The 23,619-nt window shown below is 75.8% G+C and carries 20 protein-coding genes, 4 tRNA genes and 1 other RNA gene; 14 read left to right on the top strand and 11 right to left on the bottom strand.

What is annotated here, in order from left to right; all coding sequences use genetic code 11:
• Positions 1–207 precede the first annotated feature (207 nt).
• The 8 genes from IE106_RS15430 (at position 208) to IE106_RS15465 (ending at position 5,177) form a co-directional block, all read left to right on the top strand.
• Entirely contained in the window at positions 208–534 is a 327-nt protein-coding gene (locus IE106_RS15430) for a histone-like nucleoid-structuring protein Lsr2 (protein ID WP_189534250.1), read from the top strand.
• 467 nt (positions 535–1,001) lie between these two features.
• Positions 1,002–1,076, top strand: a tRNA-Gly gene (locus IE106_RS15435).
• 76 nt (positions 1,077–1,152) lie between these two features.
• Positions 1,153–1,225 (top strand) — tRNA-Gly (locus tag IE106_RS15440).
• Positions 1,226–1,362: 137 nt separating this feature from the next.
• Positions 1,363–2,328: an ABC transporter ATP-binding protein gene (locus IE106_RS15445; RefSeq protein ID WP_189534252.1), complete on the top strand. Its 966-nt coding sequence runs from the start codon at positions 1,363–1,365 to the stop codon at positions 2,326–2,328.
• 1 nt (position 2,329) lies between these two features.
• Positions 2,330–3,130, top strand: coding sequence for an ABC transporter permease (locus IE106_RS15450; protein ID WP_189534254.1), 801 nt, complete (start codon positions 2,330–2,332; stop codon positions 3,128–3,130).
• 21 nt (positions 3,131–3,151) lie between these two features.
• Positions 3,152–4,474 (top strand): sensor histidine kinase, encoded by a 1,323-nt coding sequence (locus tag IE106_RS30715; RefSeq protein ID WP_189534256.1) that lies wholly within the window; start codon positions 3,152–3,154, stop codon positions 4,472–4,474.
• On the top strand, positions 4,471–5,079 hold the full coding sequence (locus tag IE106_RS15460; protein WP_189534259.1) for a response regulator transcription factor: 609 nt from the start codon (positions 4,471–4,473) through the stop codon (positions 5,077–5,079). The genes IE106_RS30715 and IE106_RS15460 overlap by 4 nt, the downstream gene beginning before the upstream one ends.
• A gap of 22 nt (positions 5,080–5,101) precedes the next feature.
• Positions 5,102–5,177 (top strand) — tRNA-Gly (locus IE106_RS15465).
• Between the two features lie 114 nt (positions 5,178–5,291).
• Here the strand turns inward: IE106_RS15465 and IE106_RS15470 are convergent.
• The 6 genes from IE106_RS15470 to ffs all read right to left on the bottom strand — a co-directional run bounded on the left by IE106_RS15470 (position 5,292) and on the right by ffs (position 13,889).
• Positions 5,292–6,194 carry a phosphoribosylaminoimidazolesuccinocarboxamide synthase gene (locus IE106_RS15470; RefSeq protein WP_189534261.1) on the bottom strand — a complete coding sequence of 301 codons (903 nt, stop codon included), beginning with the start codon at positions 6,192–6,194 and terminating at the stop codon, positions 5,292–5,294.
• An 84-nt stretch (positions 6,195–6,278) separates the two neighbouring features.
• A complete protein-coding gene (locus tag IE106_RS15475) occupies positions 6,279–7,742 on the bottom strand; it encodes a N,N-dimethylformamidase beta subunit family domain-containing protein (RefSeq protein WP_189534263.1) in 1,464 nt (487 codons plus the stop codon).
• Positions 7,743–7,941: 199 nt separating this feature from the next.
• A complete protein-coding gene (locus IE106_RS15480) occupies positions 7,942–9,834 on the bottom strand; it encodes a M48 family metalloprotease (RefSeq protein WP_189535035.1) in 1,893 nt (630 codons plus the stop codon).
• Positions 9,835–10,145: 311 nt separating this feature from the next.
• Positions 10,146–11,399, bottom strand: coding sequence for a phosphoribosylamine--glycine ligase (gene purD / locus IE106_RS15485; protein ID WP_189534266.1), 1,254 nt, complete (start codon positions 11,397–11,399; stop codon positions 10,146–10,148).
• A 61-nt stretch (positions 11,400–11,460) separates the two neighbouring features.
• Positions 11,461–13,734, bottom strand: coding sequence for a DNA polymerase III subunit gamma and tau (locus IE106_RS15490; protein WP_189534268.1), 2,274 nt, complete (start codon positions 13,732–13,734; stop codon positions 11,461–11,463).
• Between the two features lie 56 nt (positions 13,735–13,790).
• Positions 13,791–13,889, bottom strand: an RNA gene (ffs, locus tag IE106_RS15495) — signal recognition particle sRNA small type.
• Positions 13,890–13,961: 72 nt separating this feature from the next.
• Here ffs and IE106_RS15500 point away from each other — a divergent pair.
• A tRNA-Ser gene (locus IE106_RS15500) sits at positions 13,962–14,049 on the top strand.
• 161 nt (positions 14,050–14,210) lie between these two features.
• Here IE106_RS15500 and IE106_RS15505 read toward each other — a convergent pair.
• Complete coding sequence (locus IE106_RS15505; protein WP_189534271.1) at positions 14,211–14,693, bottom strand: MSMEG_6728 family protein; 483 nt, start codon at positions 14,691–14,693, stop codon at positions 14,211–14,213.
• 241 nt (positions 14,694–14,934) lie between these two features.
• On the opposite strand from IE106_RS15505, the gene IE106_RS15510 reads away from it, so the two are divergent.
• From IE106_RS15510 to IE106_RS15530, 5 genes are all read left to right on the top strand, one after another.
• Positions 14,935–15,363 (top strand): hypothetical protein, encoded by a 429-nt coding sequence (locus IE106_RS15510; protein WP_189534272.1) that lies wholly within the window; start codon positions 14,935–14,937, stop codon positions 15,361–15,363.
• A 102-nt stretch (positions 15,364–15,465) separates the two neighbouring features.
• A complete protein-coding gene (locus IE106_RS15515; protein ID WP_189534274.1) occupies positions 15,466–16,368 on the top strand; it encodes an ABC transporter ATP-binding protein in 903 nt (300 codons plus the stop codon).
• Positions 16,365–17,162 (top strand): ABC transporter permease, encoded by a 798-nt coding sequence (locus tag IE106_RS15520; protein ID WP_189534276.1) that lies wholly within the window; start codon positions 16,365–16,367, stop codon positions 17,160–17,162. Before IE106_RS15515 ends, IE106_RS15520 begins: the two co-directional genes overlap by 4 nt.
• 7 nt (positions 17,163–17,169) lie before the next feature.
• Complete coding sequence (locus tag IE106_RS15525) at positions 17,170–18,480, top strand: sensor histidine kinase (RefSeq protein ID WP_189534278.1); 1,311 nt, start codon at positions 17,170–17,172, stop codon at positions 18,478–18,480.
• A complete protein-coding gene (locus IE106_RS15530) occupies positions 18,473–19,114 on the top strand; it encodes a response regulator (RefSeq protein ID WP_189534280.1) in 642 nt (213 codons plus the stop codon). Before IE106_RS15525 ends, IE106_RS15530 begins: the two co-directional genes overlap by 8 nt.
• Before the next feature lie 129 nt (positions 19,115–19,243).
• Here IE106_RS15530 and IE106_RS15535 read toward each other — a convergent pair whose 3' ends face one another.
• From IE106_RS15535 to cbiE, 4 genes are all read right to left on the bottom strand, one after another.
• Positions 19,244–19,732, bottom strand: coding sequence for a TIR domain-containing protein (locus tag IE106_RS15535; RefSeq protein ID WP_189534282.1), 489 nt, complete (start codon positions 19,730–19,732; stop codon positions 19,244–19,246).
• A gap of 260 nt (positions 19,733–19,992) precedes the next feature.
• On the bottom strand, positions 19,993–21,294 hold the full coding sequence (locus IE106_RS15540) for an LPXTG cell wall anchor domain-containing protein (RefSeq protein WP_189534284.1): 1,302 nt from the start codon (positions 21,292–21,294) through the stop codon (positions 19,993–19,995).
• A 208-nt stretch (positions 21,295–21,502) separates the two neighbouring features.
• Complete coding sequence (gene cobM / locus IE106_RS15545) at positions 21,503–22,255, bottom strand: precorrin-4 C(11)-methyltransferase (protein ID WP_189534286.1); 753 nt, start codon at positions 22,253–22,255, stop codon at positions 21,503–21,505.
• Positions 22,252–23,559, bottom strand: coding sequence for a precorrin-6y C5,15-methyltransferase (decarboxylating) subunit CbiE (cbiE, locus tag IE106_RS15550; protein WP_268255302.1), 1,308 nt, complete (start codon positions 23,557–23,559; stop codon positions 22,252–22,254). Before cbiE ends, cobM begins: the two co-directional genes overlap by 4 nt.
• Between the last annotated feature and the right edge of the window lie 60 nt (positions 23,560–23,619).

The following is a 23,619-nucleotide window of genomic DNA, read 5'->3' on the forward strand; positions in this document are numbered from 1 at the left end:
GTCGAGAAGCGGCCGGAAAAATCCCGGAAAAGAATCACGGTACGGCGATTGCGCACGGACACGCGGAAACAATTGCCGGGTCTTCCCAGTGCGGCACTCGGGGCTGTACAAAGGAATACACCCATGAGAATCAGGTATCGCCGCACGTCAAACGTGTTACAGAACACACCCCGAACGGCGGCTTACCACGGGAAAGGACCGATATCCGTGGCGCAGCGCGTAGTAGTCACGCTCACCGACGACATCGAGGGCGGAGAAGCGGCGGAAACGGTCAGGTTCGGCCTCGACGGTAAGTGGTACGAGATCGACCTCAATGAAACCAATGCAGCGGAACTGCGCAAGGCTCTCGCCCCGTACATGGAGGCCGGACGAAAGAAGTCCGGCGGCGAGAAGCCCCGCAAGGCGTTCCAGCACACCGCCGTCGACCCCGACCCGGCGGCCGTACGCGCCTGGGCGCAGTCCAACAAGATGGAGGTGCCGGCGCGCGGCCGCATCCCGAAGCGGATCTACGACGCCTTCCACGAGGCCAACTGACCCCGCGACCACCCGGACCGCGGTGCCGCGCCGGACGCGGTGCCGGTTCGGACGCGGTGCCGGGCCGGGCGGTCGCGGGGGCGGCGGGTCGCCGGGGCGATGGTTCGGCGGGGCGATGGTTCGGCGGGGCGATGACCGTCGGGTCGCCGGACCGCCGCGGCACCGGGACGCCGGGACGCCGGGACGCCGGGACGCCGGGGTGGCGAGACCTCATGGCGCCGGGACCGGGGGGCACTGACCCGCGGTCCGCGTCGGCCCTCCCTCCCGGCGCCGCCCCACCCGGCCGGCCCGCCCCCGGGCGCCGGCCGCGCGGCCGGGGCGGCGGGTCCGGAGGGCGGTCCGGCGGGTCCGGGAGGCGGGCCCGGAGGGGTCGTGGATCACCGAGTTGCGCGACACCCCCCTTGATCGGCTAAAGTCTGAAGCACGCCGAGGGGCGAGGCCGAAAAGCCGAGCGCCTCACGGAGCGTGCGGGTGTAGTTCAGTAGCAGAACATCCCCCTTCCAGGGGGAAGGCGCAGTGTGCAATTCCTGTCACCCGCTCCACATCACGTACCGACCACTCCGGTGGATCAGGTACAGTGGTGTTCGCACCGCCCGGTGAGAGCCGGTCGGGAGCAATGCGGACGTGGCTCAGTTGGTAGAGCATCACCTTGCCAAGGTGAGGGTCGCGAGTTCGAATCTCGTCGTCCGCTCGTGAAAGAAGACCCCGGTTCATCGACCGGGGTCTTCTTCGTTTGTCCCCGGCCCGTCTCCCCCTATGACATCTGTCATCGCCGGCCGCTGACAGCGCGTACTGCCGGGCGGCCCGACGCGCCCCGACGCTGGAGCCATGACCAGCGACCACCACCACCCGGACCGCGTCCGTCCCGTGCACGGCCACGCGATCGAGGCCGAGGACCTGCGGCGCCGGTACAGCGAGGGCTTCGAGGCCGTGAGCGGCGTCACCTTCGCCGTCCCGTACGGCGAGGTCCTCGCCCTCCTCGGCACCAACGGCGCCGGCAAGACCTCCACCGTCGAACTCCTCGAAGGGCTCGCCCCCGCGAGCGGCGGCCGCGTCCGCGTCCTCGGCCACGACCCGTACCGGGAGCGCGCCGCCGTCCGGCCGCGCATCGGCGTGATGCTCCAGGAGGGCGGCTTCCCCTCCGACCTGACCGTCACCGAGACCGTCCGCATGTGGGCGGGCTGCACCAGCGGCGCCCGCCCCACCGGCGAGGCCCTCGACATGGTCGGCCTCGCCGGCCGCGCCCGCGTCCGCGTCAAGCAGCTGTCCGGCGGCGAACGGCGCCGCCTCGACCTGGCGCTCGCCCTGCTCGGGCGGCCCGAGGTGCTGTTCCTCGACGAGCCGACCACCGGACTCGACGCCGAGGGCCGCCGCGACACCTGGAACCTCGTACGGGACCTCCGCGACACCGGCACCACCGTGCTGCTCACCACGCACTACCTGGAGGAGGCCGAAGCCCTCGCCGACCAGCTGGCGATCATGCACGGCGGCCGGATCGTCGCCTCCGGCACCCCCGCCGAGGTCACCGCCTCCCGGCCCGCCCGCATCCGCTTCGAGCTGCCCGCCGGGGTGCCCGCCGCGCGGCTGCCGCTGACCCTGCGCGCCGCGCAGCACGACGGGCGGCGCGTGGAGATCCGCACCCACGACCTCCAGTCCGCGCTGGCCGGGCTGCTCCGGTGGGCGGACGAGGAGGGCGTACGCCTCGAAGGGCTCGACGCGCGGTCCGCGTCCCTGGAGGAGGCGTTCCTGGAGATCGCCCGCTCCGGTGCCGCCACCGAACCGGCGGGGGTGTGACATGGCGGCCACGGCCACCCCGCACCGGCCCCGCACCGGCACCACGGCGGCCGGACGGCTCGGCGCGCTCGCCCGCGCCGAACTGGTCCTCCTCGTCCGCAACCGGACCGCCCTCTTCGTCACCCTCCTCATGCCGCTGCTGATGATCGGCTCCATCCGCGCCGGCCTCGACCAGGTCGGCCTGGAGGGGACCGGGCTGACCCTGGTCGAGGCGGCCATGACCGGCGGCCTCGGCATGGCCCTCGTCATCGTCGTCTACCTGAACCTCGTCCCCGCCTACGTCACCCGGCGCGAGGAGCTGGTGCTGAAGCGGCTGCGCACCGGGGAGGCGTCCGACGCGGAGATCCTCACCGGCACGGCACTGCCCTCGGTGGCGCTCGCCCTCGTCCAGTGCGTGATCATGGTGGTGGCCGCGGTGGCGTTCCTCGGCGTACGGGCGCCGCAGCGGCCCGAGCTGCTCGTCGCGGGCGTGCTCGCCGGCATCGTGCTGCTGGGCGCGCTCGCCGCGTTCACCGCCACCCTGACCAGGACGGTGGAGAGCGCGCAGCTGACGACGATGCCGCTGTTCCTGGTGTCGGCGCTCGGCTCCGGGCTGTTCGTCCCGCTGGAGGCGTTCCCGGAGAAGGTCGGGGCGGTGTGCGCGCTGCTGCCGGTGACCGGGGTCGTGACGCTCGTCCGGGGCGGGTGGCTCGGCGGGGCCGACGCCGGGGAGCTCGTACGGGCCGGGGCGACCGCCCTGGTCTGGGCCGCGGTGGCGGTGTTTGCTGTGCGGCGTCGGTTCCGGTGGGAGCCGCGCCACTGACGGGGAGGGGGTACGGGGCGCATGGCCAGACTGACCGGCTGGTGGACCCGCAGGAGCAACCCGGAGAAGGTCGAGCTCTACACGCGGTGGACGTACCACGGGCTCGCCTGCGTGGCCGTCCTGATCAGCGGGCTGCCCGCGCTGGTCGCGACCGGGGAGGTGGGGCCGGTCGGCGGGTGGCTGTTCCTCGGGGTGCTCCTCCACACCGTGGTCGTCGCCGTGCTGTCGTCGCGGGCGCTCAGCTGGCAGCTCGGCCGGCGCGAGCGGCCCAAGCGGCTCGCCGCGGCCGCCGCCGCGCTCACCGCGGGCGGCTGCGTCGCCGTGCTGGTGCTGCGGCGGGCGACGCCGGACGCGGAACTCCAGATGTCGATGTACGTGGTGGCCGGGCTGGCCAGCTGGGGCGCCGGGGCGCTCGCCCTGTGCACGGTGCGGGCACGGCACATGCTGGCCCTGGCGGTGGGCACGGTGGCGGGGCTCGTGGCGGTCGCGACGGCCCTGGGACTGCCGCTCGCCGACACGGTCCCGTACGCGTTCTCGGCGGCGTTCGGCACGTTCGTCTTCACCTCCACCAGCGGTTTCTCCGGGTGGCTGCTGCGGGCCGTGTGGGAGCTGGACGCCGCCCACCGGCTCCAGGCGCGGCTGGCCGTCACCGAGGAGCGGCTGCGGTTCGCGCGGGACCTCCACGACGTGATGGGGCGGAACCTGTCGGTCATCGCCCTCAAGAGCGAACTGGCCGTGCAGCTGGCCCGGCGCGGGTCGGCCGACCGGGCCGTCGACGAGATGGCCGAGGTCCAGCGGATCGCCCGCGAGTCCCAGCGGGAGGTGCGGGACGTGGTGCGCGGCTACCGCGAGGCCGACCTGCACACCGAACTGGAGGGCGCGCGCGGCGTCCTGGCCGCGGCGGGCATACGCTGCCGCATCGACCGGCGCGACACGGGCACCGACCTGCCCGCCGCGGCGCAGTCGGTCCTGGCCTGGGTCGTCCGCGAGGCCACCACGAACGTCCTGCGCCACAGCGACGCCCGCCACTGCCGGGTGACCGTCTCGGCGCCGTCGGCCGGGGGAGGGGCGGTGCTGGTCATCGAGAACGACGGCGCGGCGGCGCGGGACGGCGGGGCGCCGGACGGCGCGGGGCCGAACGGGTCCGGGCCGGGGGCGCCGGACGGCGGGGGGACGGCCGGGTCCGGGCTGACCGGGCTCCGGGAGCGGCTCGTGGTGCTGGGCGGGGTGCTGGAGGCCGGGCCCGTGGACGGCGGGCGCTTCCGGGTGACCGCGCGGGTGCCCCTCGGGGGCGAGGACCGTCGCCCCGCCGTGGGCGAACCGGCCGGAAAGGGGTTGTCGTGACCGTACGCGTCCTGCTCGCCGACGACGAGCACCTCATCCGGGGCGCGCTCGCCGCGCTCCTCGGGCTGGAGGACGACCTGGAGGTCGTCGCCGAGGCCGCGTCCGGCCCCGAGGCGATCGCCATGGCCCGCGCCCACCGCCCCGACGTGGCCGTGCTCGACCTCCAGATGCCGGGCGCCGACGGTGTGAGGGTCGCCACAGCCCTGCGGGCCGAACTCCCCGGCTGCCAGACCATGATCGTGACCGGGCACGGTCGTCCCGGGCACCTCAAGCGGGCCCTCGCCGCCGGGGTGCGCGGCTTCGTGCCGAAGACCGTCAGCGCCCAGCGGCTCGCCGAGATCATCCGCGCCGTCCACGCCGGAAGCCGTTACGTGGACCCGGAGTTGGCGGCCGACGCCATCTCCGCGGGCGACTCCCCGCTGACCGCCCGCGAGGCCGAGGTGCTGGAACTCGCCGCCGACGGCGCCCCCGTGGCGGAGATCGCCCGGCGCGCCTCCCTCTCCCCCGGGACGGTCCGCAACTACCTCTCCTCCGCCGTCTCCAAGCTCGGCGCCGAGAACCGGCACACCGCGGTGCGTCTCGCGCGCGAGCGGGGTTGGGTATAGTGGGTGTCGCGCTACGGCGCATGCGGACGTGGCTCAGTTGGTAGAGCATCACCTTGCCAAGGTGAGGGTCGCGAGTTCGAATCTCGTCGTCCGCTCCAGAGCGAAGGCCCCGGTCATCAGACCGGGGCCTTCGGCGTTCCCGGAGCCGGGGCGCCGCGCGCGGCGAGGCCGCTCCGGGCGCGGCGCGGGCCCGGAGCGGTCTCGCCGGCCTCCTACGACCAGGCCGTGCCCGTCAGCAGCTCGTACGCCTCGATGTACTTCGCGCGCGTCGCGTCGACGACCTCCTGCGGCAGCGGCGGGGGCGGCTGCTCGCCGTGCCGGTCCCAGCCGGACGCCGGGGACGTCAGCCAGTTCCGTACGTACTGCTTGTCGTACGAGGGCTGCGCGCGGCCCGGCTGCCACTCGGAGGCCGGCCAGAAGCGCGACGAGTCCGGGGTCAGCACCTCGTCCGCGAGGACCAGCCCGCCGTCCTCGTCGTGGCCGAACTCGAACTTCGTGTCCGCCAGGATGATCCCCCGATCCCGCGCCACGTCCCGCGCGCGGCTGTAGACGGCGAGCGTCGACTGGCGCAGCTGCGCGGCGGTCTCCGCACCGACCTGGCGGGCGACCTCCTCGTACGAGACGTTCTCGTCGTGCTCGCCGACCGCGGCCTTCGTCGCGGGTGTGAAGATCGGAGCGGGCAGTTCCGAGCCGTCGGTGAGCCCCTCGGGCAGGGCGAGGCCGCAGACCGTGCGGTTCTCCCGGTACTCGACCAGGCCGGAGCCGGTGAGGTAGCCGCGGGCCACGCACTCGACCGGGATCATCCGCAGCGACTTGCAGACCAGCGTGCGGCCCGCCCAGTCGTCGGGGGCGCCCTCGGGCGGCTCGGTGGAGATCACGTGGTGCGGGATCAGGTCGGCGAGCCGGTCGAACCACCACAGGGAGAGCTGGGTGAGGACCCGCCCCTTGTCCGGGATCTCCGTGGGGAGCACCCAGTCGTACGCGGACAAGCGGTCACTGGCGACCATCACGAGGTCGCCCGCCTCGTTCCGGTACAGCTCGCGCACCTTCCCGGTGTGCAGGTGTACCAGGCCCGGCACCTGAAGGGGCTCGGGCTTTTCTACGAATCCGGACACGGTTCCTCCCCGTGGGTCTGTCCAATCGACTCCGATTCTCCCGCACGCGGGGAGGCGGGCCGTGGCCAGGGGTGCAGGGACGTTCTAGTCGCGTTTGCAGATGCGGTCCAGCAGGTTCGCCGTGGCGCGCTGGACCCTCGGGTCGACATGACCCGGCCGGTCCAGGGCGGGGGACCAGCCGAACGTGCCGGACGCGAAGACCAGCGCCCCGGACGGGGCCCGGTACAGGGACGTCTCCTGGTGGCGCAGGGCCCCGTCGGCGTCCCGGTACGGGGAGTGCGCGAGGAGGATGCGGCGCTGGTGCGCGGGCAGCGCCGTGCGCGGGAAGTACCGGTCGGCCTCGCCCGCGACGAGGCCCGGCAGCTCGTCGCCCTCGCCGGCGCCGGTCGCCTCCCAGAGCCAGTGCCCGGCGTTGCGCACGACGAGGGGGTGCGGCTCGGGGACGCGGCCCGCGTACTGGATGCCGAGCAGCTGCTGCTCCGGCCGGTCCGCCTCCCGCCACAGCGCCGGCCTGCCGGGGCCCCGGCGCTTCCGGCACGTCAGGAGGCGGTCGGGCACGCCGGACGGCGACGGGGCCAGCTCGACCTGCCAGTACAGGGTGTTGGCGGAGAGGAAGACCAGGGACGTGCCGCTGTCGCGGGCCTCCTCGACGGCGCGGCGCAGCGGTACCGACCAGTACTCGTCGTGGCCGGGGAAGACCACGCCCCGGTAACGGGTGGGGTCGACGCGGCCGGAGTGGAGGTCGGTGGCGTTGGCGTAGGCGAGGTCATAGCCGTAGCGCTCGGCCCAGCGGATGACGTCGTACGCGTGGCCGACGTGCAGGGGCAGGCCCTGGCCGGCGTACGGGCGGTCGAAGGAGACCGTGACCGCGGCGTGCGACTCGCCCAGGAGGCGGCCCTGCTCGTCCCACGCGTGGTACAGGCTCGCGCCCGTGCGGCCGTCCTCCGGGTAGAGGTTGTACGCCTGCCAGGTCACGTCGGGCAGGACGAGCAGCAGGTCGGCGGGGTGGCCGTCGCGGACGGTGAAGGGGATGTGGGAGCGGTAGCCGTCGACGGTGGTGAGGACGGCGACGTACGCGCCGGTCGACCAGTACGCCGGGACCTGCAGCCGCCAGGAGAGCCACCAGTGGTGGCAGGAGACCGTGCGGTCGGCGGCGAGCGGGGTGGGCTGGGCGATGCCGGAGAGGCGGGGACTGGTGGTGATCTTGGTGGCGCCGTCCCCGCCGTAGTGACCGACGCGATAGACGTCGACCGAGAACTGCTGGGGCGGGTTCACGGTGACGTGGAAATCGATCGCCTCGCCGGGGGCGACGGCACCGGTCGAGGTGAAGCCCTTGATCTGGAGGCGGACGTCGTCGGCCGCGCGGGGGCCGTTGCCCCGGGCGGGGTGGCGCCGGGCGGGCTCCGCGTACCAGGGCGTGATGCGGCCGTCCTCGTCCACGTACTGCTCGGTCCCGCGCAGCCAGGGCAGCGGGCCCTGGCCGAACGGGTCGTCCGCGGCATGGGCCAGGGCCCCCGACTCCCACCGCCGAAGCTGCTCCGCCCCCACGCTGCGCCCCTCCCTCGACTCCCGCGTCCGGCCGTCCCGACACGTTCAGCGCCGGTCCCCAGCACATCACATTACGCACGCACTCCGTCACCCGTCGTCGCGAATTGACGTAAACGGAAGGGGTGTACCGATCACGGTGCGCGGGGGGCCGGCGGGGACGGCCCGCGGGGCGGCCGGGCCGGGGACGTCGCCGGGGCCGTCAGACGAGGCGCACGGGCTTCTCGGGGCGCGCGCCGACGGAGGCGAGCCAGCCCCGCAGCGGCTCGGGGTCGGCCTCCTCGATCAGGGCGAGGACCCCGGGCGCCACGTCGGCCCGCCGCCTCCCGCCGCCGTCGCCGACGAGCAGCACGGGGCCGTCCAGCCAGTCCAGCCCGGGCGCCGCGCCGGCGGTGTCGACGGCGGCGCAGCACACCATGGCCAGCACGTGGTCCGCCAGCAGCTCCCGTCCGCTGCGGGGCGGCTGGAGCGGCAGCAGGGGCAGGTCGTCGGCTCCCCGGATGGCGGGGGCGAGGGCGGCGGGCGCGGGGGCGTCGGTGCCTCCGCCGGGAGCCGCGGCGGTGCCGTCGCCGCGCCGGCCGGTGCCCGTCGTGTGGCCGGTGTCCGCTGCTCGGCCGGTGCCCGGGATCGGGGCGGGGTACGGGACGGTGCCGTCGCCGCGCCGGCCGGTGCCCGTCGTGTGGCCGGGGCCGGAGGTCCTGCCGGCATCCGCGGCCGGGGCGGTGCCCGCGACCGGCGCGGGCGCGGCGGAGGGCGCGGGTGCCGGGGGCGGGGCGTGTGCCGTGGGCGGTGCCTCCGCCGGGGCGTCCCCGTGGGGGGCGCGCTCCTCGCGGGAGAGCTCCGCGCTCAGCGCCGCCGCCAGCGTCTCCCCGTCGTCGGCCGTCGAGAAGTGGTCCAGGACCCGGGTCAGCGTCGGCCCCTCCGGGGTGGCGCGGATGCCCAGCCGGTCCAGGACGCGGTGGAGGCGCGCGGCCTCGGTGCGCCACTTCCGGTCGACGACCTCCTCCGGGTACTGCTGCCAATCCACCGGCGCCCAGTCGGGCCCCGGTTCGGCGGGGCCGCCGTGGAAGAGGCGCGCGGCCAGCAGGGACGTGGCCTCGTCGACGAGTCCCGGCTCCTCCAGCAGGTCGCACGCCGGCCGCTCACCGAGCCGCGACGTGAACCCCTCGGCGAGCCGGTCGCGCCGGGACAGCTCCGTGAGCGCCGAGACGACGCCCGCGTCCAGCCGGGACGGCCACCTCCCCATGCGCCACGCGGGCAGCGCCACCCTGCTCAGCAGCCGGTCCCACCCCGCGTACGCGAGGCCGACCTGCTCCTGGGCGACGATCCGCAGCCCGTAGTCCACCGTCTGCGCCCGCTCCGACGCGGCCGCCGCGACACCCCGCTCCATCTCGGCGGCGTGCTCCCGTGCGGCCCGCAGCATCAGCCGGGCCACCGCGCCCGCGGCACGCGCGCCCAGGCGCCGCACCGGGCCGAGGTCCGGCCGGGCGGGCAGCGCCACCGCCGCGTCCAGTCCCCGCACGAACCGCCGCGCGGCGGCTATGTCCGGGTGGGCGGACGGCCCCGTGCCGGCCACGACCGGCGCCAGCACCGCCCGCAGCTCGCCGACCCTCATCCACCACAGGAACGGCGACCCTATGACCAGGACCGGAGCGGCGCCCGCCGGGTCGTGCGCCCCGCCGGGCAGGCGGTGCGCCCGGTGCGTGCGGTCCTCCAGCCAGCTGTCGCAGTCCGGCGTGAGCGCTATCGCGGACGGCGCCGGCACCGCCAGCCGCGCCGCCAGGTCCCGCACCATCCGGTACAGGTCGGGCGCGGCGGCCTCCGCGATCTCCACCGTCGGCGTGAGCGCCGGTCTGGCCCGCGCGATCACCGCGCCGACGCCCACCGCGCCCAGCAGCACGGCCACCGCGGCACCGGACACCGCCCAGCGGGCGGCGTCCCAGCCGGGTCCCTCCAGCCGCCCCGTCACCCCGCCGGCCAGCAGGACGACGGCCAGCGCCGCCGGCAGGAGGGCGACGGCCAGTGCCCTGCCGCGCACGCGCAGCACGGCCAGGGCCCGGGCGCGCGCGGCGCGCGCGCCCCGCTCCTCACCCATGGCGCCCAGGGCGCGCACCGCGCTCCTGCCGCCGCTGTCGGATCCGGCACCGAACACGGCCGTACGTCACCCCCTCCACCCCTGCGACGGTTTTGCTCACTCCCCCACTGTGACACTCGCCACTGACATCGCAATGCCGGTGGGCCAAGTGCCGGAACGCCTGCGCGGCACCCTAGTTGGGGTGTCGGCAGGCGTCATTCGGATGGGCGAGCCGTCACTCGATGGAATGGCTTGGGCAGGGCTGAGGACGGTTCGGGGCGCTCATGGGTGTACGGCGGGCCCGGGCGTACGCCCCCGGGCCCGCCCCGCGCCTACCGCTGCTCCGCGGCCGCGCGCGCGATGTCCGTGCGGTACTGGGAGCCGTCCAGCCGGATGCGCCCGACCGCCGCGTACGCCCGCTCCCGCGCCTGCGCCAGGTCCTCGCCGGTCGCGGTGACCGACAGGACCCGCCCGCCGGCGCTCACGACCGCGTCGCCGTCCCGCTTGGTACCGGCGTGCAGGACGTACGCGTGCGGGGCGTCCCGCTCCGCCACCTCGTCCAGGCCGGTGATCGGGTCGCCGGTGCGCGGCGTGCCGGGGTAGGCGTGCGCGGCGACGACCACGGTGACGGCGGCCTCGTCGCGCCAGGTGAGCGGCGGCTCGGAGTCGAGCGTGCCGTTCGCCGCGTGCAGCAGGACACCGGCGAGCGGGGTGCGCAGCCGGGCGAGGACGACCTGCGTCTCGGGGTCGCCGAAGCGGGCGTTGAACTCGATGACCCGCACACCGCGCGACGTGATCGCGAGGCCCGCGTACAGCAGGCCGGAGAACGGCGTGCCGCGGCGGCGCAGTTCGTCGACGGTCGGCTGGAGGACCGTCGCCATGACCTCGTCGACGAGCTTCGGGTCGGCCCACGGCAGCGGCGAGTAGGCGCCCATGCCGCCCGTGTTGGGGCCTTCGTCTCCGTCGAGGGCGCGCTTGAAGTCCTGGGCGGGCGTGAGGGGGAGGACGGTGGTGCCGTCGGTGATCGCGAAGAGGGAGACCTCGGGGCCGTCCAGGTACTCCTCGATGACGACGCGCTCGCAGGACAGGGCGTGGGCGCGGGCCTGCTCCAGGTCGTCGGTGACGACGACGCCCTTGCCGGCGGCGAGGCCGTCGTCCTTGACGACGTACGGGGCGCCGAACGCGTCGAGGGCCTCGTCGATCTCGGCGGGCGTGGTGCACACGTAGCTGCGGGCCGTGGGCACGCCCGCGGACGCCATCACGTCCTTGGCGAACGCCTTCGAGCCCTCCAGCCGCGCGGCCTGGCCGGAGGGGCCGAAGCAGGGGATGCCGGCCGCGCGGACGGCGTCGGCGACGCCGGCGACGAGCGGCGCCTCCGGGCCGACGACGACCAGGTCGGCTTCCAGGTCACCGGCCAGGCGGGCCACGGCCGCGCCGTCGAGGGCGTCGACCTGGTGGAGCTCGGCGACCTCCGCGATTCCGGCGTTGCCGGGCGCGCAGTGCAGAGCGGTGACGTCGGGATCGAGGGAGAGGGAGCGGCACAGGGCGTGTTCGCGGGCGCCGCCGCCGATGACGAGGACCTTCACGCCAGCCAGGGTAGCCCGGCGGGCGGGCCGCTCTTTGTGCGGGCCGCCGAGCGGACGCTCCCTACTCGTTCGTGTATTCCTCCACCACGGTCGCGCCGAGCTCGCGGACGATCAGGTCGTGGCCGGAGAGCGCGGAGTCGACGAGGTCCGGGTCGTCCTCCTCCGGCACGTCGTCCTCGGGCGCGACCGGCGGGGGCGCGGCGGGGTGCCGCCCCCCGTGGCCGGCGGGTCCGGCGCCGGGACCGCCCTGCGGCGGCTGGTGCGGCGCGGGGGCGGCCGGGGACTGCCGTACGGGGCGGGGCGCGGCCTGCGGGGGCGGCGGGGACTGGGGTCCGGGCGCGGGCGGACCGGCGGGGCGGCCGTGACCGCTCTGGGGGGAGGGGGCCTGCCCGGCGCCGCCGGACGGGTCGACGATCGCCTCGATCTTCCAGTCGACGTGGAACTGCTCGGCGAGGGCCTGCCTCAGGACCTCCTCGCTGCCGCTGCTCGCGAAGTTGTCGCGGGCGCCGGCGTTGAGGAAGCCGAGCTGGAGGGTGGTGCCGTCGAACCCGGCCACCTGGGCGTTCTGGCTGAGCAGGATCCACGTGAAGCGGCGTCGGTTCTTGACGGCCTCCAGGACGCCGGGCCACATGGCGCGCACCTGGGCGGCGCCCTGCGCCATGTCGGCGGAGACGCCGGGGGCGGGAGCGGCCGGGGCGGCCGGGGCGGGCGCCTGGGGCTGCTGCTGCGGGGCGGGCGCGGCGGGGCGGCCCTGGCCGGGCGCGGCGGCCGAGGGCCAGGCGCCGGGCTGCCGTACGCCTCCGGCGGCGCCGCCTCCGGCACCGGGCGCGGCGGCGGTGGGCCAGGCGCCGGGGGCGCGGGACGCGGGCGCGGCGTCGGCGGGCGGCGCCACGGGGGCCGCCTGGGCCGCGGCCGCCACCGGCTGCGCGGGGGCGGCGGGCTGTGCGGGGGCAGGCGGCGGTACGGGGGCGGAGGGCGGTACGGGGGCGGGCGGCGCGGCCGGAACGCCGGCCCCGCCCGGCCCCGCCTCGCCGCCGCGCACGGCGGCCCGCGCGGCGGCGGCCCCGCCGCCGTCCGGCGCGCCCGCGTACGCGGCGCCCGGCACCGCGGCGGGCGCGTGGGCGCCGGGGCCCGGCACGTACCCCACGGCGGGCCCGGGGCCGGCGGGCTGGACGTGCATCCCGCGCTCCAGCCGCTCCAGGCGGGCCTGGACCGACCGCTCGTCGTCGAACGCGGCGGGCAGCAGCACCCGCGCGCAGATCAGCTCCAGCTGGAGGCGCGGCGAGGTGGCGCCGCGCATCTCGGTGAGACCGGTGTTGACGATGTCGGCGGCGCGGCTGAGCTCGGCGGCGCCGAACGTGGACGCCTGGGCCTGCATGCGCTCGACGACGTCGGCGGGCCCGTCGATGAGCCCCTTGTCGGTGGCGTCGGGCACGGCGGCGAGGATCACCAGGTCGCGCAGCCGCTCCAGCAGGTCGGCGACGAACCGGCGGGGGTCGTTCCCGCCCTCGACGACCCGGTCGACCACCTCGAACGCGGCCGCGCCGTCCCCGGTCGCGAACGCCTCGACGACCGCGTCGAGCAGCGATCCGTCGGTGTACCCGAGGAGGGAGGTGGCCATGGCGTACGTCACGCCCTCCTCGCCGGCGCCGGCGAGGAGCTGGTCCATGACGGACATCGAGTCGCGCACGGACCCGGCGCCGGCCCGCACGACGAGCGGCAGCACGCCGTCCTCGACGGGGATCCGCTCCCGCCCGCACACCTCGGCGAGGTACTCCCGCAGCGTCCCGGGCGGGACCAGCCGGAACGGGTAGTGGTGAGTGCGCGACCGGATGGTCCCGATGACCTTCTCGGGCTCGGTCGTCGCGAAGATGAACTTGAGGTGCTCCGGCGGCTCCTCCACCACCTTCAGCAGGGCGTTGAACCCCGCCGAGGTGACCATGTGCGCCTCGTCGATGATGTAGATCTTGTACCGGCTGCCCGCGGGGCCGAAGAACGCCTTCTCGCGCAGGTCACGGGCGTCGTCCACACCACCGTGCGACGCGGCGTCGATCTCGATCACGTCGATGGAGCCCGGCCCGTTGCGCGCGAGGTCCCGGCAGGACCGGCACTCGCCGCACGGCGTCGGCGTGGGGCCCTCCTCGCAGTTCAGGCAGCGCGCGAGGATGCGGGCACTGGTCGTCTTGCCACAGCCGCGCGGCCCGCTGAACAGGTACGCGTGATTGACCCGGTTGTTCCGCAGCGCCTGCTGCAGTGGGTCGGTGACATGCTCCTGCCCGATGACCTCGGCGAAGGACTCGGGGCGATAGCGGCGGTACAGCGCGAGGGACGACACGCTTACGACGATATCGGGCCCCGCCGACAAACGGCCCGCCTCAAGATCCACCCGCCAACGCAAGCGCCCCCCACGCACCCGCCAGAGCCGACCTACCCTTGCTGCCTTCCGGCCCTGGGGGAGTTCAGTCAGATAGCGCCACGTGAGGGGCTGCGCCCAGGGTACCCGATCCTCAGCCCGGGGAACGAGTTCGCGAGCACGGCTCGACGTCATGTAATGTTCCTGCCGGAGGATTCGCCTAGAGGCCTAGGGCGCACGCTTGGAAAGCGTGTTGGGGGCAACCCCTCACGAGTTCGAATCTCGTATCCTCCGCCAGTGCCTCACCGGGCACGATGTCGAAGGGCCCCACCGCTTGCGGTGGGGCCCTTCGACGTTGGACCGTCCCCGCCGGTCCCGGTCGTCCGCCGGCCGGTCCCGAGGGCTTCCCCGGCCCGCTGCGCGGCCTTCCGGCCCCGGCCGGTGACCGGGCCCGGCGGTCACTCGGAGAGCACGTCGCTCCGGCGGTCCGAGGAGGGCCAGACGTACGGCAGGTCGTCGGGCACCCCGGGGAACAGGCCGGTGTAGGCGTCCGGTTCCTTGCGGACGAGGGCCGAGCGGTGGCTGCGGTGGAAGGCGATGTCGCCGAGCCAGGGCGGCAGGTCCCCGGCGGCGGCCAGGACCTCCTGGTGGCGTACCGGCGCGTGGGGGTGGAGCGCGGCGAAGCCGGAGACGAGGGAGGCCGCGCAGCTGTCCTGGTGGCCCATCTCGCGCCACACCCGGCAGACCTCCAGGCCGTACCGGACCAGCGCCTCCTCGTACCCGGTCCACATCCGCACCGCCGGGTGCCGGCGCCAGCCGTAGCCGGGCACCGTGAGGCCCCGCAGGACCTGGAGCGCCTCGACCCGCTGCTTGCCGAGCCGGCGGCGGTCCAGGGACAGCGCGGAGGAGCGGAAGTCGGGATAGGGCAGGAAGGTCTGCATCGGTCGCCCTCCGTACGGGGTGCGAGAGCCCGGCGTCGTTCCCCGCCCGGGTACCACGCGGGGCACGGCCCGCACCTTCCCCGCCCGCCGGACGGGGCCGTCCGCCCTCCGGGGGTTCGGGGTGGTTCCCGCGCGGGGACGGGGGCACCCTCAGGGGTGGGCCGGCGGTCGGCGAGGCCGGCCCGCACCTCCCGGGGGCGCGCACCCGCACGCCTCCCCCCACCGGCTGGACGGCAGGACGATGAACACGCACCACGACGGCCCCGACCGCGACCACCGGCGCCCCGACGGCGTCAGCGACACCCTGGTGGAGGCGCTGGGATCCCTGTCGAAAGCGCTGGAGACGACGGAACGGGCACGCGGGCACCTCTACGGCTTCCACCAGCTGACCGGCTCGGCGGACCTGGAGCTGGGCCGGGCCGTGGAGCTGCTGCGCGAGGCCGGCCACCCGGAGTGGGCCGAGCGGGTGCGCGAGGAGATCCTGGGCCGCGACGTCATCCCCGGCCACTGGACCTTCCAGATCGTCGAGGCCTACGACGACACGTACTACCAGCCGTTCAAGGACCTCGAACGCGCCGCGGTGGACGAGCTGGCCGAGGGCCGCACCCACCTGTACGAGGCGGAGATGAAGCAGGCCCGCCGCACCGACCGCCCCGGCTCCGCCTCGTAGCGGCGCGCCCCGGGGTCGTACCCGGCATCAACCGATCGGTTGATGCCGGGTCGAGCGTGACGGGCGATGTCCGGGCCCGCCCCGTCCCGGCAGGCTCGGGGCATGGCAATCATCGAAGTCAGCGGCCTGCGCAAGGCCTACGGGGGCAGGGCGGTCGTCGACGGCGTGTCCTTCGCCGTCGAGGAGGGGGAGGTCTTCGGGATCCTCGGGCCCAACGGCGCGGGCAAGACCACCACCGTCGAGTGCGTGGAGGGACTGCGGCGGCCCGACGCCGGCACCGTGCGCGTCGCCGGGTACGACCCCGCCGCCGACCGCGGCCCCCTCACCCGGCTCCTCGGCGCGCAGCTGCAGGAGAGTGAGCTGCAGCCGAAGATCACCGTCCGGGAGGCGCTCGAACTGTACGCCGCCTGCTACCCGGAGCCCGCCGACTGGCGCGCCCTCGCCGAGCGCCTCGGGCTCACCGACCACCTCGGCACGCGGTTCGCGAAGCTGTCCGGCGGGCGGAAGCAGCGCCTGTTCATCGCGCTCGCCCTGATCGGCAACCCCCGCGTCGTCGTCCTCGACGAGCTGACCACCGGGCTCGATCCGCGCGCCCGCCGCGACACCTGGCGGCTCATCGAGGACGTGCGCGACAGCGGCGTCACCGTGCTGCTGGTCACGCACTTCATGGAGGAGGCCCAGCGCCTGTGCGACCGGATCGCCCTGATCGACGGCGGCCGGGTCACCGCGCTGGACACTCCGGCCGGCCTCATCGGGCGCAGCGCGGGCGGCACGGAGATCTCCTTCAGCCCCTCCGCCCCGCTGGACACCCGGCTCCTGGCGGACCTGCCCTCCGTCGCCTCCGTGGCCGAGCGGGACGGCCGGATCCTCGTGCGCGGCACCGACGAGACCGCGGGCGCCGTGCTGGCGCTGCTCGCCGGGCGGGGCGTCACCGCCCTGCGGCTCCGCGTCACCGAAGCCACCCTGGACGACGCCTACCTCGACCTGACGGGACCGGACGCATGACCGCCACCACCTCTGCCCGCCCCACCCCCGACCGGGGCGGCGCCCCCGCCGTCCGGGGCAGCGCCACCGCCGTCCTCAAGGCCGAGGCGCGCCTCTTCCTGCGGGAGCCGGCCGCCCTCTTCTGGATCCTCGTCTTCCCCACGGCCCTGCTGTGCGTCCTGGGCGCGATCCCGTCGTTCCGCGAGCCGTCGCCCGACCTGGGCGGCCTGCGCGTCGTGGACCTGTACGTCCCCATCGCCCTCCTGCTCTCCCTGATCACGGCCGGCGTCCAGTCCATGCCGCCCGTCCTCACCGGCTACCGCGAGCGCGGCATCCTGCGCCGCATGTCGACCACGCCCCTGCGGCCCGCCGCCCTCGTCGGCGCGCAGGTCGCCCTGCACGGCGCCGCCGTCCTGGTCTCCGCGCTGCTCGCCCTCGCCGTGGGCCGGATCGTCTTCGGCGTGGCCCTGCCCGGCCACGTGCCCGGTTACCTCACGGCCTTCGTGCTCGCCGCGCTGGCCACCCTGGCCCTGGGCGGCACCGTCTCCGCCGTCAGCCGCACCACCAAGATCACCCAGGCGGTGGGGTCGGCGGTGTTCTTCCCGGCGATGTTCACCTCCGGGGTCTGGCTGCCGGTCTCGGCCATGCCGGAGGCCCTCCAGCGCATCGTGCACCTCACGCCCCTGGGCGCCGCCTCGCGGGCCCTGGACCAGGCCGCCGCCGGGGGCTGGCCCGACCTGACGCTCCTTGGGATCATGGCGCTCTGGGCGGTCCTGCTGACGGCCGCGGCCCGACGCTGGTTCACCTGGGAGTAGGACAGGCATGACGACGACGCTCGAGGAGCGGTGGGCCCAGTTCTTCCGGTACGGCCCGTACGCCCTGCTCGGCCTCGCCACCCTCATCTCCGCCGCGACCGCCGACCTGGTGATGACCCGGCGGGAGGTGTACGCCGCGGTGGTCCTGCTCCTCGCGTCGCTGGCCCTCCAGGGGTGGTGGAGCCGGGCCGTGCCCCGGCTGCTGGCGAGGGGACCGGAGGGCGGGGCCCGCACGGACGGCGGGGGGCGCTCCAGGGCGGGCGGCGGTACGGGGCTCGGGCCCCCGGTGCTGCCCGAGGGAACCGTCGCGGGGCGCGTCTACTTCACGCTCCGCACCGCCTTCGCCTTCGCCCTCACCTGGCTCAACCCCTTCTTCGCGATCTACGCCTGCCTCGGCTACTTCGAGGCCGGGCGCCTGCTGCCGCCGCGCGCCTGCCGGGCCGGGCTGGTGGTCACCGCCGTCACCATGGCGGGCTCCCAGTCCGGCGGCCTGCCGCCCGCGTCACCGATGAACTGGGCCGCCTTCGGGGCGCTGTTCGCGCTCAACACGGTCCTCGCCGTCGTCATGGAGCACCTGGAGGGCAAGGAGAGGGAGAAGGCCGCCGAACGGGCCGCGACCATCACCGCCCTGGAGGAGGCCCTCGCCGAGAACGCCGCCCTCCAGGCCCAACTCGTCCTCCAGGCACGGGAGGCGGGCGTCGCCGACGAGCGCCGCCGCCTCGCCGCCGAGATCCACGACACCATCGCCCAGGGCCTGGCCGGCATCATCACCCAGCTCCAGGCGGTCGCCACCGCCACCGGCCCCGGCCCGGCCCGCGAGCACCTGGACCGCGCCCAGGCGCTCGCCCGCCACTCCCTGGGCGAGGCGCGGCGCTCCGTGCAGAACCTCTCCCCGTCCGCCCTGGAGCACGACGCGCTCCCCCGGGCGCTGGAGAAGACCGTCGCCGAATGGGCCGGACGCACCGGCGTCGACACCCGGTTCACCGTCACCGGCACCGAGGAGCCGCTGCACGACGAGGTCGCCGCGACCCTCCTGCGGATCGCCCAGGAGGCCCTCGCCAACGCGGCCCGGCACGCCGGCGCCACCCGCGCCGGCGTCACCCTCTCCTACATGGGCGACGAGGTCACCCTGGACGTACGGGACGACGGGCGCGGCTTCGACCCCCTCGCCGTGCCGCCGCGCACCGGCACCGGCGGCTTCGGCCTGGACGGCATGCGCGCCCGCGCCGAACGCGTCGCGGGCACCGTCACCGTCGAGTCGGAACCCGGCCAGGGCACCGCGGTCGGCGCCCGCGTACCGTTGGTGCGCCATGACTGACCGCGCCATCACGCTGCTGATCGTCGACGACCACCCCGTCGTACGGGACGGTCTGCGCGGCATGTTCGCCTCCGAACCGGGCTTCGACGTCCTCGGCGAGGCGGCGGGCGGCGTCGAGGGCGTCGAACGCGCCCTGCGCCTCGACCCGGACGTCGTCCTCATGGACCTGCGCATGCCGGCCGGCAGCGGGGTGGAGGCCATCGCCGAACTCACCCGGCTCGGCGCCCGTGCCAGGGTCCTCGTCCTCACCACGTACGACACGGACTCCGACACGATCCCCGCGATCGAGGCGGGCGCCACCGGCTACCTGCTCAAGGACGCGCCCCGCGAGGACCTGTTCGCGGCGGTCCGGGCCGCCGCCGAGGGGCGCACCGTGCTGTCGCCCGCCGTCGCCTCCCGCCTGGTCAGCGCCGTCAGGAAGCCCGCCGCGCCCGCGGGTTCGGCGCTGTCGGCCCGTGAGCGCGAGGTGCTCGAACTGGTCGCGAGGGGCACGTCCAACCGCGAGATCGCCCGTGAGCTGTTCATCAGCGAGGCGACGGTCAAGACCCATCTGACCCACCTGTACGGCAAGCTCGGCGTGAAGGACCGCGCGGCCGCGGTGGCGGTCGGGTACGACCGCGGCATCCTGGGCTGAGCCGGCGCCGGGACGGCCCGGGGCGGGGGCTTCGGACCGGACGCGGGGCTTCGGACCGGCGGCTTCGGACCGTGGGGCGGGGTGCGGGCGCGGGCGGCGTACGGCCGCGGGGCGGCGTACGGCCGCGGGTCAGCGGCCCGGCGGGGGCCGGCGGGTGGCGCCGGGGGGCCAGACGACCTCCACCGGGATGCCCCGGGCCCGGGCGAAGGCGACCAGGTGGGCCGTCGCGTCGCGGCCGTCCGCCGGGGAGCCGTCCCAGACCGCCAGGAGGCGGCGGCTCGTGGTGATCATGCGCTCGTCGGCGCCCACGCACGCGTCGCGGCCCTCCGGGTCGTACGGCACGAGCCGCATCTGCTCGGCCAGCCGCAGCAGTTCGCCCGCCGCGGGGCGGTCCCGGTGCGGGAGCACCGCCGGTACCGAGCCCTGCGCCGGGAGCAGCACCACCAGGGGCCGGCCCGCCTCCCGGGCCGCGCGGCCGAACGCCAGCGGCAAGCCCGCCCCGACGCGTACGACGCCCCTCGTGCCGTCCTCCTGGCGTTCCAGGCGGGCCCGCAGTTCCGCCTCGACCAGGGTCAGCGTCTCCGGGGTCAGGTCGGCGTGCCCGACCACCGCGATCACCTCGCGGCTCGTTTTCCGGCCATGGCGCCTCCCGTTCGTACGTGGTGAGCGTCCGCCAGTGAACACAGGTCGCCCGGTGAGCGGAAGGGGGCGTCGGGGGCGTACGGCGGGACCGGGGGCCCGCGGGCCGGTGCTTCCGGGGCCGGGCACGGGGCGGCGGCCCGGGGTGGTGCGGGTGCGCGGGGCGGCGCGCCGAAGGCCCCGGCCGCCCCGGCCCGGGGAGGGCGGAGCGGCCGGGGCCTTCGTGGTGCCGTGGTGCGTCAGGCGTCCGTCGCGCGGCGGCGGCGGGTGGCGAACACCGCGCCCGCGCCGAGCAGCACGGCGGTGCCGCTCGCGAGGGCGAGGCCGTGCAGGGCGTCGGAGGAACCGGTCTTGGCGAGCGTCCCGGCCGTGGTGGTGGTCGTGGTCGTCCCGACCGGGGTGGTCGTCGTGCCGCCCTGGGGCGACGGGCCCGACGACGGGGTCGGCGACGGGGTCGGTGACGGGCTCGCGACCGGGGCCGCGACGACCTGGAACTTGTGGGCCTTGAGGGTGGTGTTGGCGCCGCAGTCGTCGCCGCGCTCGTACCAGCCGCTCACCTCGATCCGGCCCGACCAGTCCTTGAGCGAGGCGGCCGGCTTCAGCCGCAGCCTGAAGTCCGCGTGGGCGCCGGACTTCAGCGCGCCGACGTTCACGGCGACCCCCCACGAGTCCACGTCGCGCCACTTGGCGGAGGCGGACGTCGCGTACTGGAGGTCGAACAGGGAGGCGAGCTCCTTGCCGCCGGGCGCCAGGAGGATCTGCCCGTAGGCCCGGTCCACCGCCTCGTCCGTGTCGTTGGTGACGCGGACGGTGAGGTCGACGGTGGTGCCGGCGGTGACCTTCGCCGGCAGGCCGGTCAGCTCGGCGACGAGGGCGTCGTCGCCCTCGCACATGCCGTCGTCCTCCTCGTCCTTCTTCGCGTCCGCGAGCGCCTTCTCGGCGGCGGCGAGGTCGGTGCGGGCCTTCTCGACCGCCTGCTGGGTCAGGCTGTAGGCCCGCGCAGCGGCGACGCGCATGTCGTCGTACGCGTCGCCGGCGGCGTCCAGCTTGCCGTCGGCGGCGGTCTTCGCCGTCGCGGCGGCGTCGGCCGCGGCCTGCGCGTCCTTGACGGCCTTCTCCGCGGCGGCGCGCTCCTCGGGCGTCGCGGTGCCGCCCAGGCCGGCGAGCTTCGCCTTCGCCTCGTCGAGCGCCTTCACCGCGGCGGTGTGCGCGGCGGTGGCGGCGTCGGCCTCCTTCTTGGCGGCGTCGTACGCGAGGGACTCCGCCGTGGGACCGTCGAGGGCCTTCTCCAGTTCCTTGTAGGCGGCTTCCTTGGCGGCCACGGCCGCGTCGTACGCCTTGCGCGCCTCCGCGACGGCCTTCTCCAGGTCCGCGACGGACGGGCCCTTCCCGAACGTGTCGGGCGACGGCGACGCGGAGACGGCGGGCCGCGCGGGCGGCGGGGTCACGGTCGCGGCGGACGCGGGAGACGCGGCGAGGAGGGCCACGGGCGCGATGACGGCAGCGGCGACGGCCGTTGCGAGAGTACGTCTGGTCTTCACGGATGCTCTTTCTCGGGAGCGGAAGTCGTGAACGCGACGGAGCACGTCGGTGATCGCACGATCGTAGGGAGCGAACTCCGTCACGGTGAAGGCGGTGGGACGCGGCCCGGCCCGACCGATCGCGGAATAAGTCGTTCCACCACCGGGCGAAGCAGGGCAACCGGCACAGTTGTGCCCACAGCCGTGATTTCCCGTGTGGGGATTCTCATCAGTCGCAGACGTGCCGGTCCCGCTCCGGGGAGTACAGGTGGCTGTCGCGGAACTGCGTCGCCGCGAGGGTGCGTCCGACGAGGATCACCGCCGTGCGCGTGATGCCCGCGGCCTTCGTCCGCCCGGCGATGTCCGCGAGGGTGCCGCGCAGCACCAGTTCGTCGGGGCGGCTGGCCATCGCGACGACGGCGGCCGGGCAGTCCTCGCCGTAGTGCGGGACGAGTTCGGCGACGACGAGGTCGACGTAACGGGCCGCCAGGTGCAGCACCAGCAGGGCGCCGCTGCGGCCCAGCGTCGCCAGGTCCTCGCCCGGGGGCATGGGGGTGGCCTGCTGCGCGATCCGCGTCAGGATGACGGTCTGACCGACGGTCGGGACGGTCAACTCCCGCTTCAGCGCCGCCGCGGCCGCCGCGAACGCCGGGACGCCCGGCACCACCTCGTACGGCACGCCCGCCGCGTCGAGGCGCCGCATCTGCTCCGCGACCGCGCTGAACACGGACGGGTCGCCGGAGTGCAGCCGCGCCACGTCGTGACCGGCCTCGTGGGCGGCGACCAGCTCCCGCGTGATGGCGTCCAGGTCCATGCGGGCCGTGTCGACGAGCCGCGCGTCCGGCGGGCACTCGGCGAGCAGTTCCTCCGGGACCAGCGAGCCGGCGTACAGGCACACCCGGCAGGAGGCGAGGGTGCGGGCGCCCCGCACGGTGATCAGGTCGGCGGCACCCGGGCCCGCGCCGATGAAGTAGACCGTCATTGTTCCTCTGCTCCCGCCTTCGTTACGGACCACTGCGTGACCGGCATCGCCTGACGCCAGCCGGTGAAACCGCCCACCGGAACGGCGTGGGCGACCGCCAGCCGGACGAGTTCGCCGCCGTGCCGCCGGTACCGCTCGGCGAGGAGCGCCTCCGACTCCAGCGTCACGGTGTTCGCGACCAGCCGGCCGCCGGGGCGCAGCGCCGCCCAGCACGCGTCGAGCAGGCCGGGCGCGGTGAGGCCGCCGCCGACGAAGACGGCGTCCGGCGCGTCGAGGCCCGCCAGGCCGTCCGGCGCGGCGGCGGTGACCACGCGCAGGCCGGGCACGCCGAGGGCGGCGGCGTTGCGGGCGATCCGCTCCGCCCGCACCGGGTCCCGCTCGACGGTGATCGCCCGGCACGTGCGGTGGACGCGCATCCACTCGACGCCGATGGAGCCGGAGCCGCCGCCGACGTCCCACAGCAGTTCGCCCGGCGCGGGCGCCAGCGCGGCGAGCGTCGCGGCGCGGACGTGGCGCTTGGTGAGCTGCCCGTCGTGCTCGTACGCCTCGTCCGGGAGGCCCGGTACGGCGCCGAGGCGCGGGGCGCCGGGGGCGCGGGCGCACTCGACGGCGACGAGGTTCAGCGGGTCGCCCGGCGGGTGCGGCCAGTCGTCGGCGGTGCCGTGCAGGACGCGCTCGCGGTCCGGGTGGCCCAGCTGCTCCAGCACACGCAGGCGGCTCGGGCCGTAGCCGTGGGCGCGCAGCAGGGCGGCCACCTCGGCGGGGGTCGCCGCGCCGGCGCTGAGCACGATCAGGCGGCGCCCGTCGTGGAGGGCGGCGGACAGGGTGTCGAGGGGGCGGCCGACGAGGGTGACCGTCTCGGTGTCCTCCTGCGGCCAGCCCAGGCGGGCGCAGGCGTACGCGACGGAGGACGGGTGCGGCAGGACGCGCAGCCGGTCCGGGCCGAGGACCTCGGCGAGGGCGCGGCCGACGCCGTGGAACATGGGGTCGCCGCTCGCCAGGACCGCGACGCTCCGGTCGGCGTGCGCCGCGAGGAGGGCGGGGACGGCGGGGCGCAGGGGGGTCGGCCAGGGGACGCGGCGGGCCCGCACCTCGTCCGGGAGGAGGTCCAGCTGGCGGGCGCCGCCGCCGATGACCACGTCGGCGGCGCGCAGGGCCGCGCGGGACGGTTCGGGCAGCCCGGCCCAGCCGTCGGCGCCGATGCCGACGACGGTGACGGGGCGGGGGCCGTCTTGGCCGCCGGCCGGACCGCCGGCGGGACGACCGGCCGGACGGGGCGCTGGACTGCTCTCGGGCCTGCTCACGGGCCGGAACCCTACCGGCCGGTCGGGGGGCGGGTGGGGGGCGGGGCTCCTTGCGGGGCC

The sequence above is a fragment of the Streptomyces roseolilacinus genome, assembly GCF_014649335.1.
In the GTDB taxonomy this organism is placed as follows: Bacteria; Actinomycetota; Actinomycetes; order Streptomycetales; family Streptomycetaceae; genus Streptomyces; species Streptomyces roseolilacinus.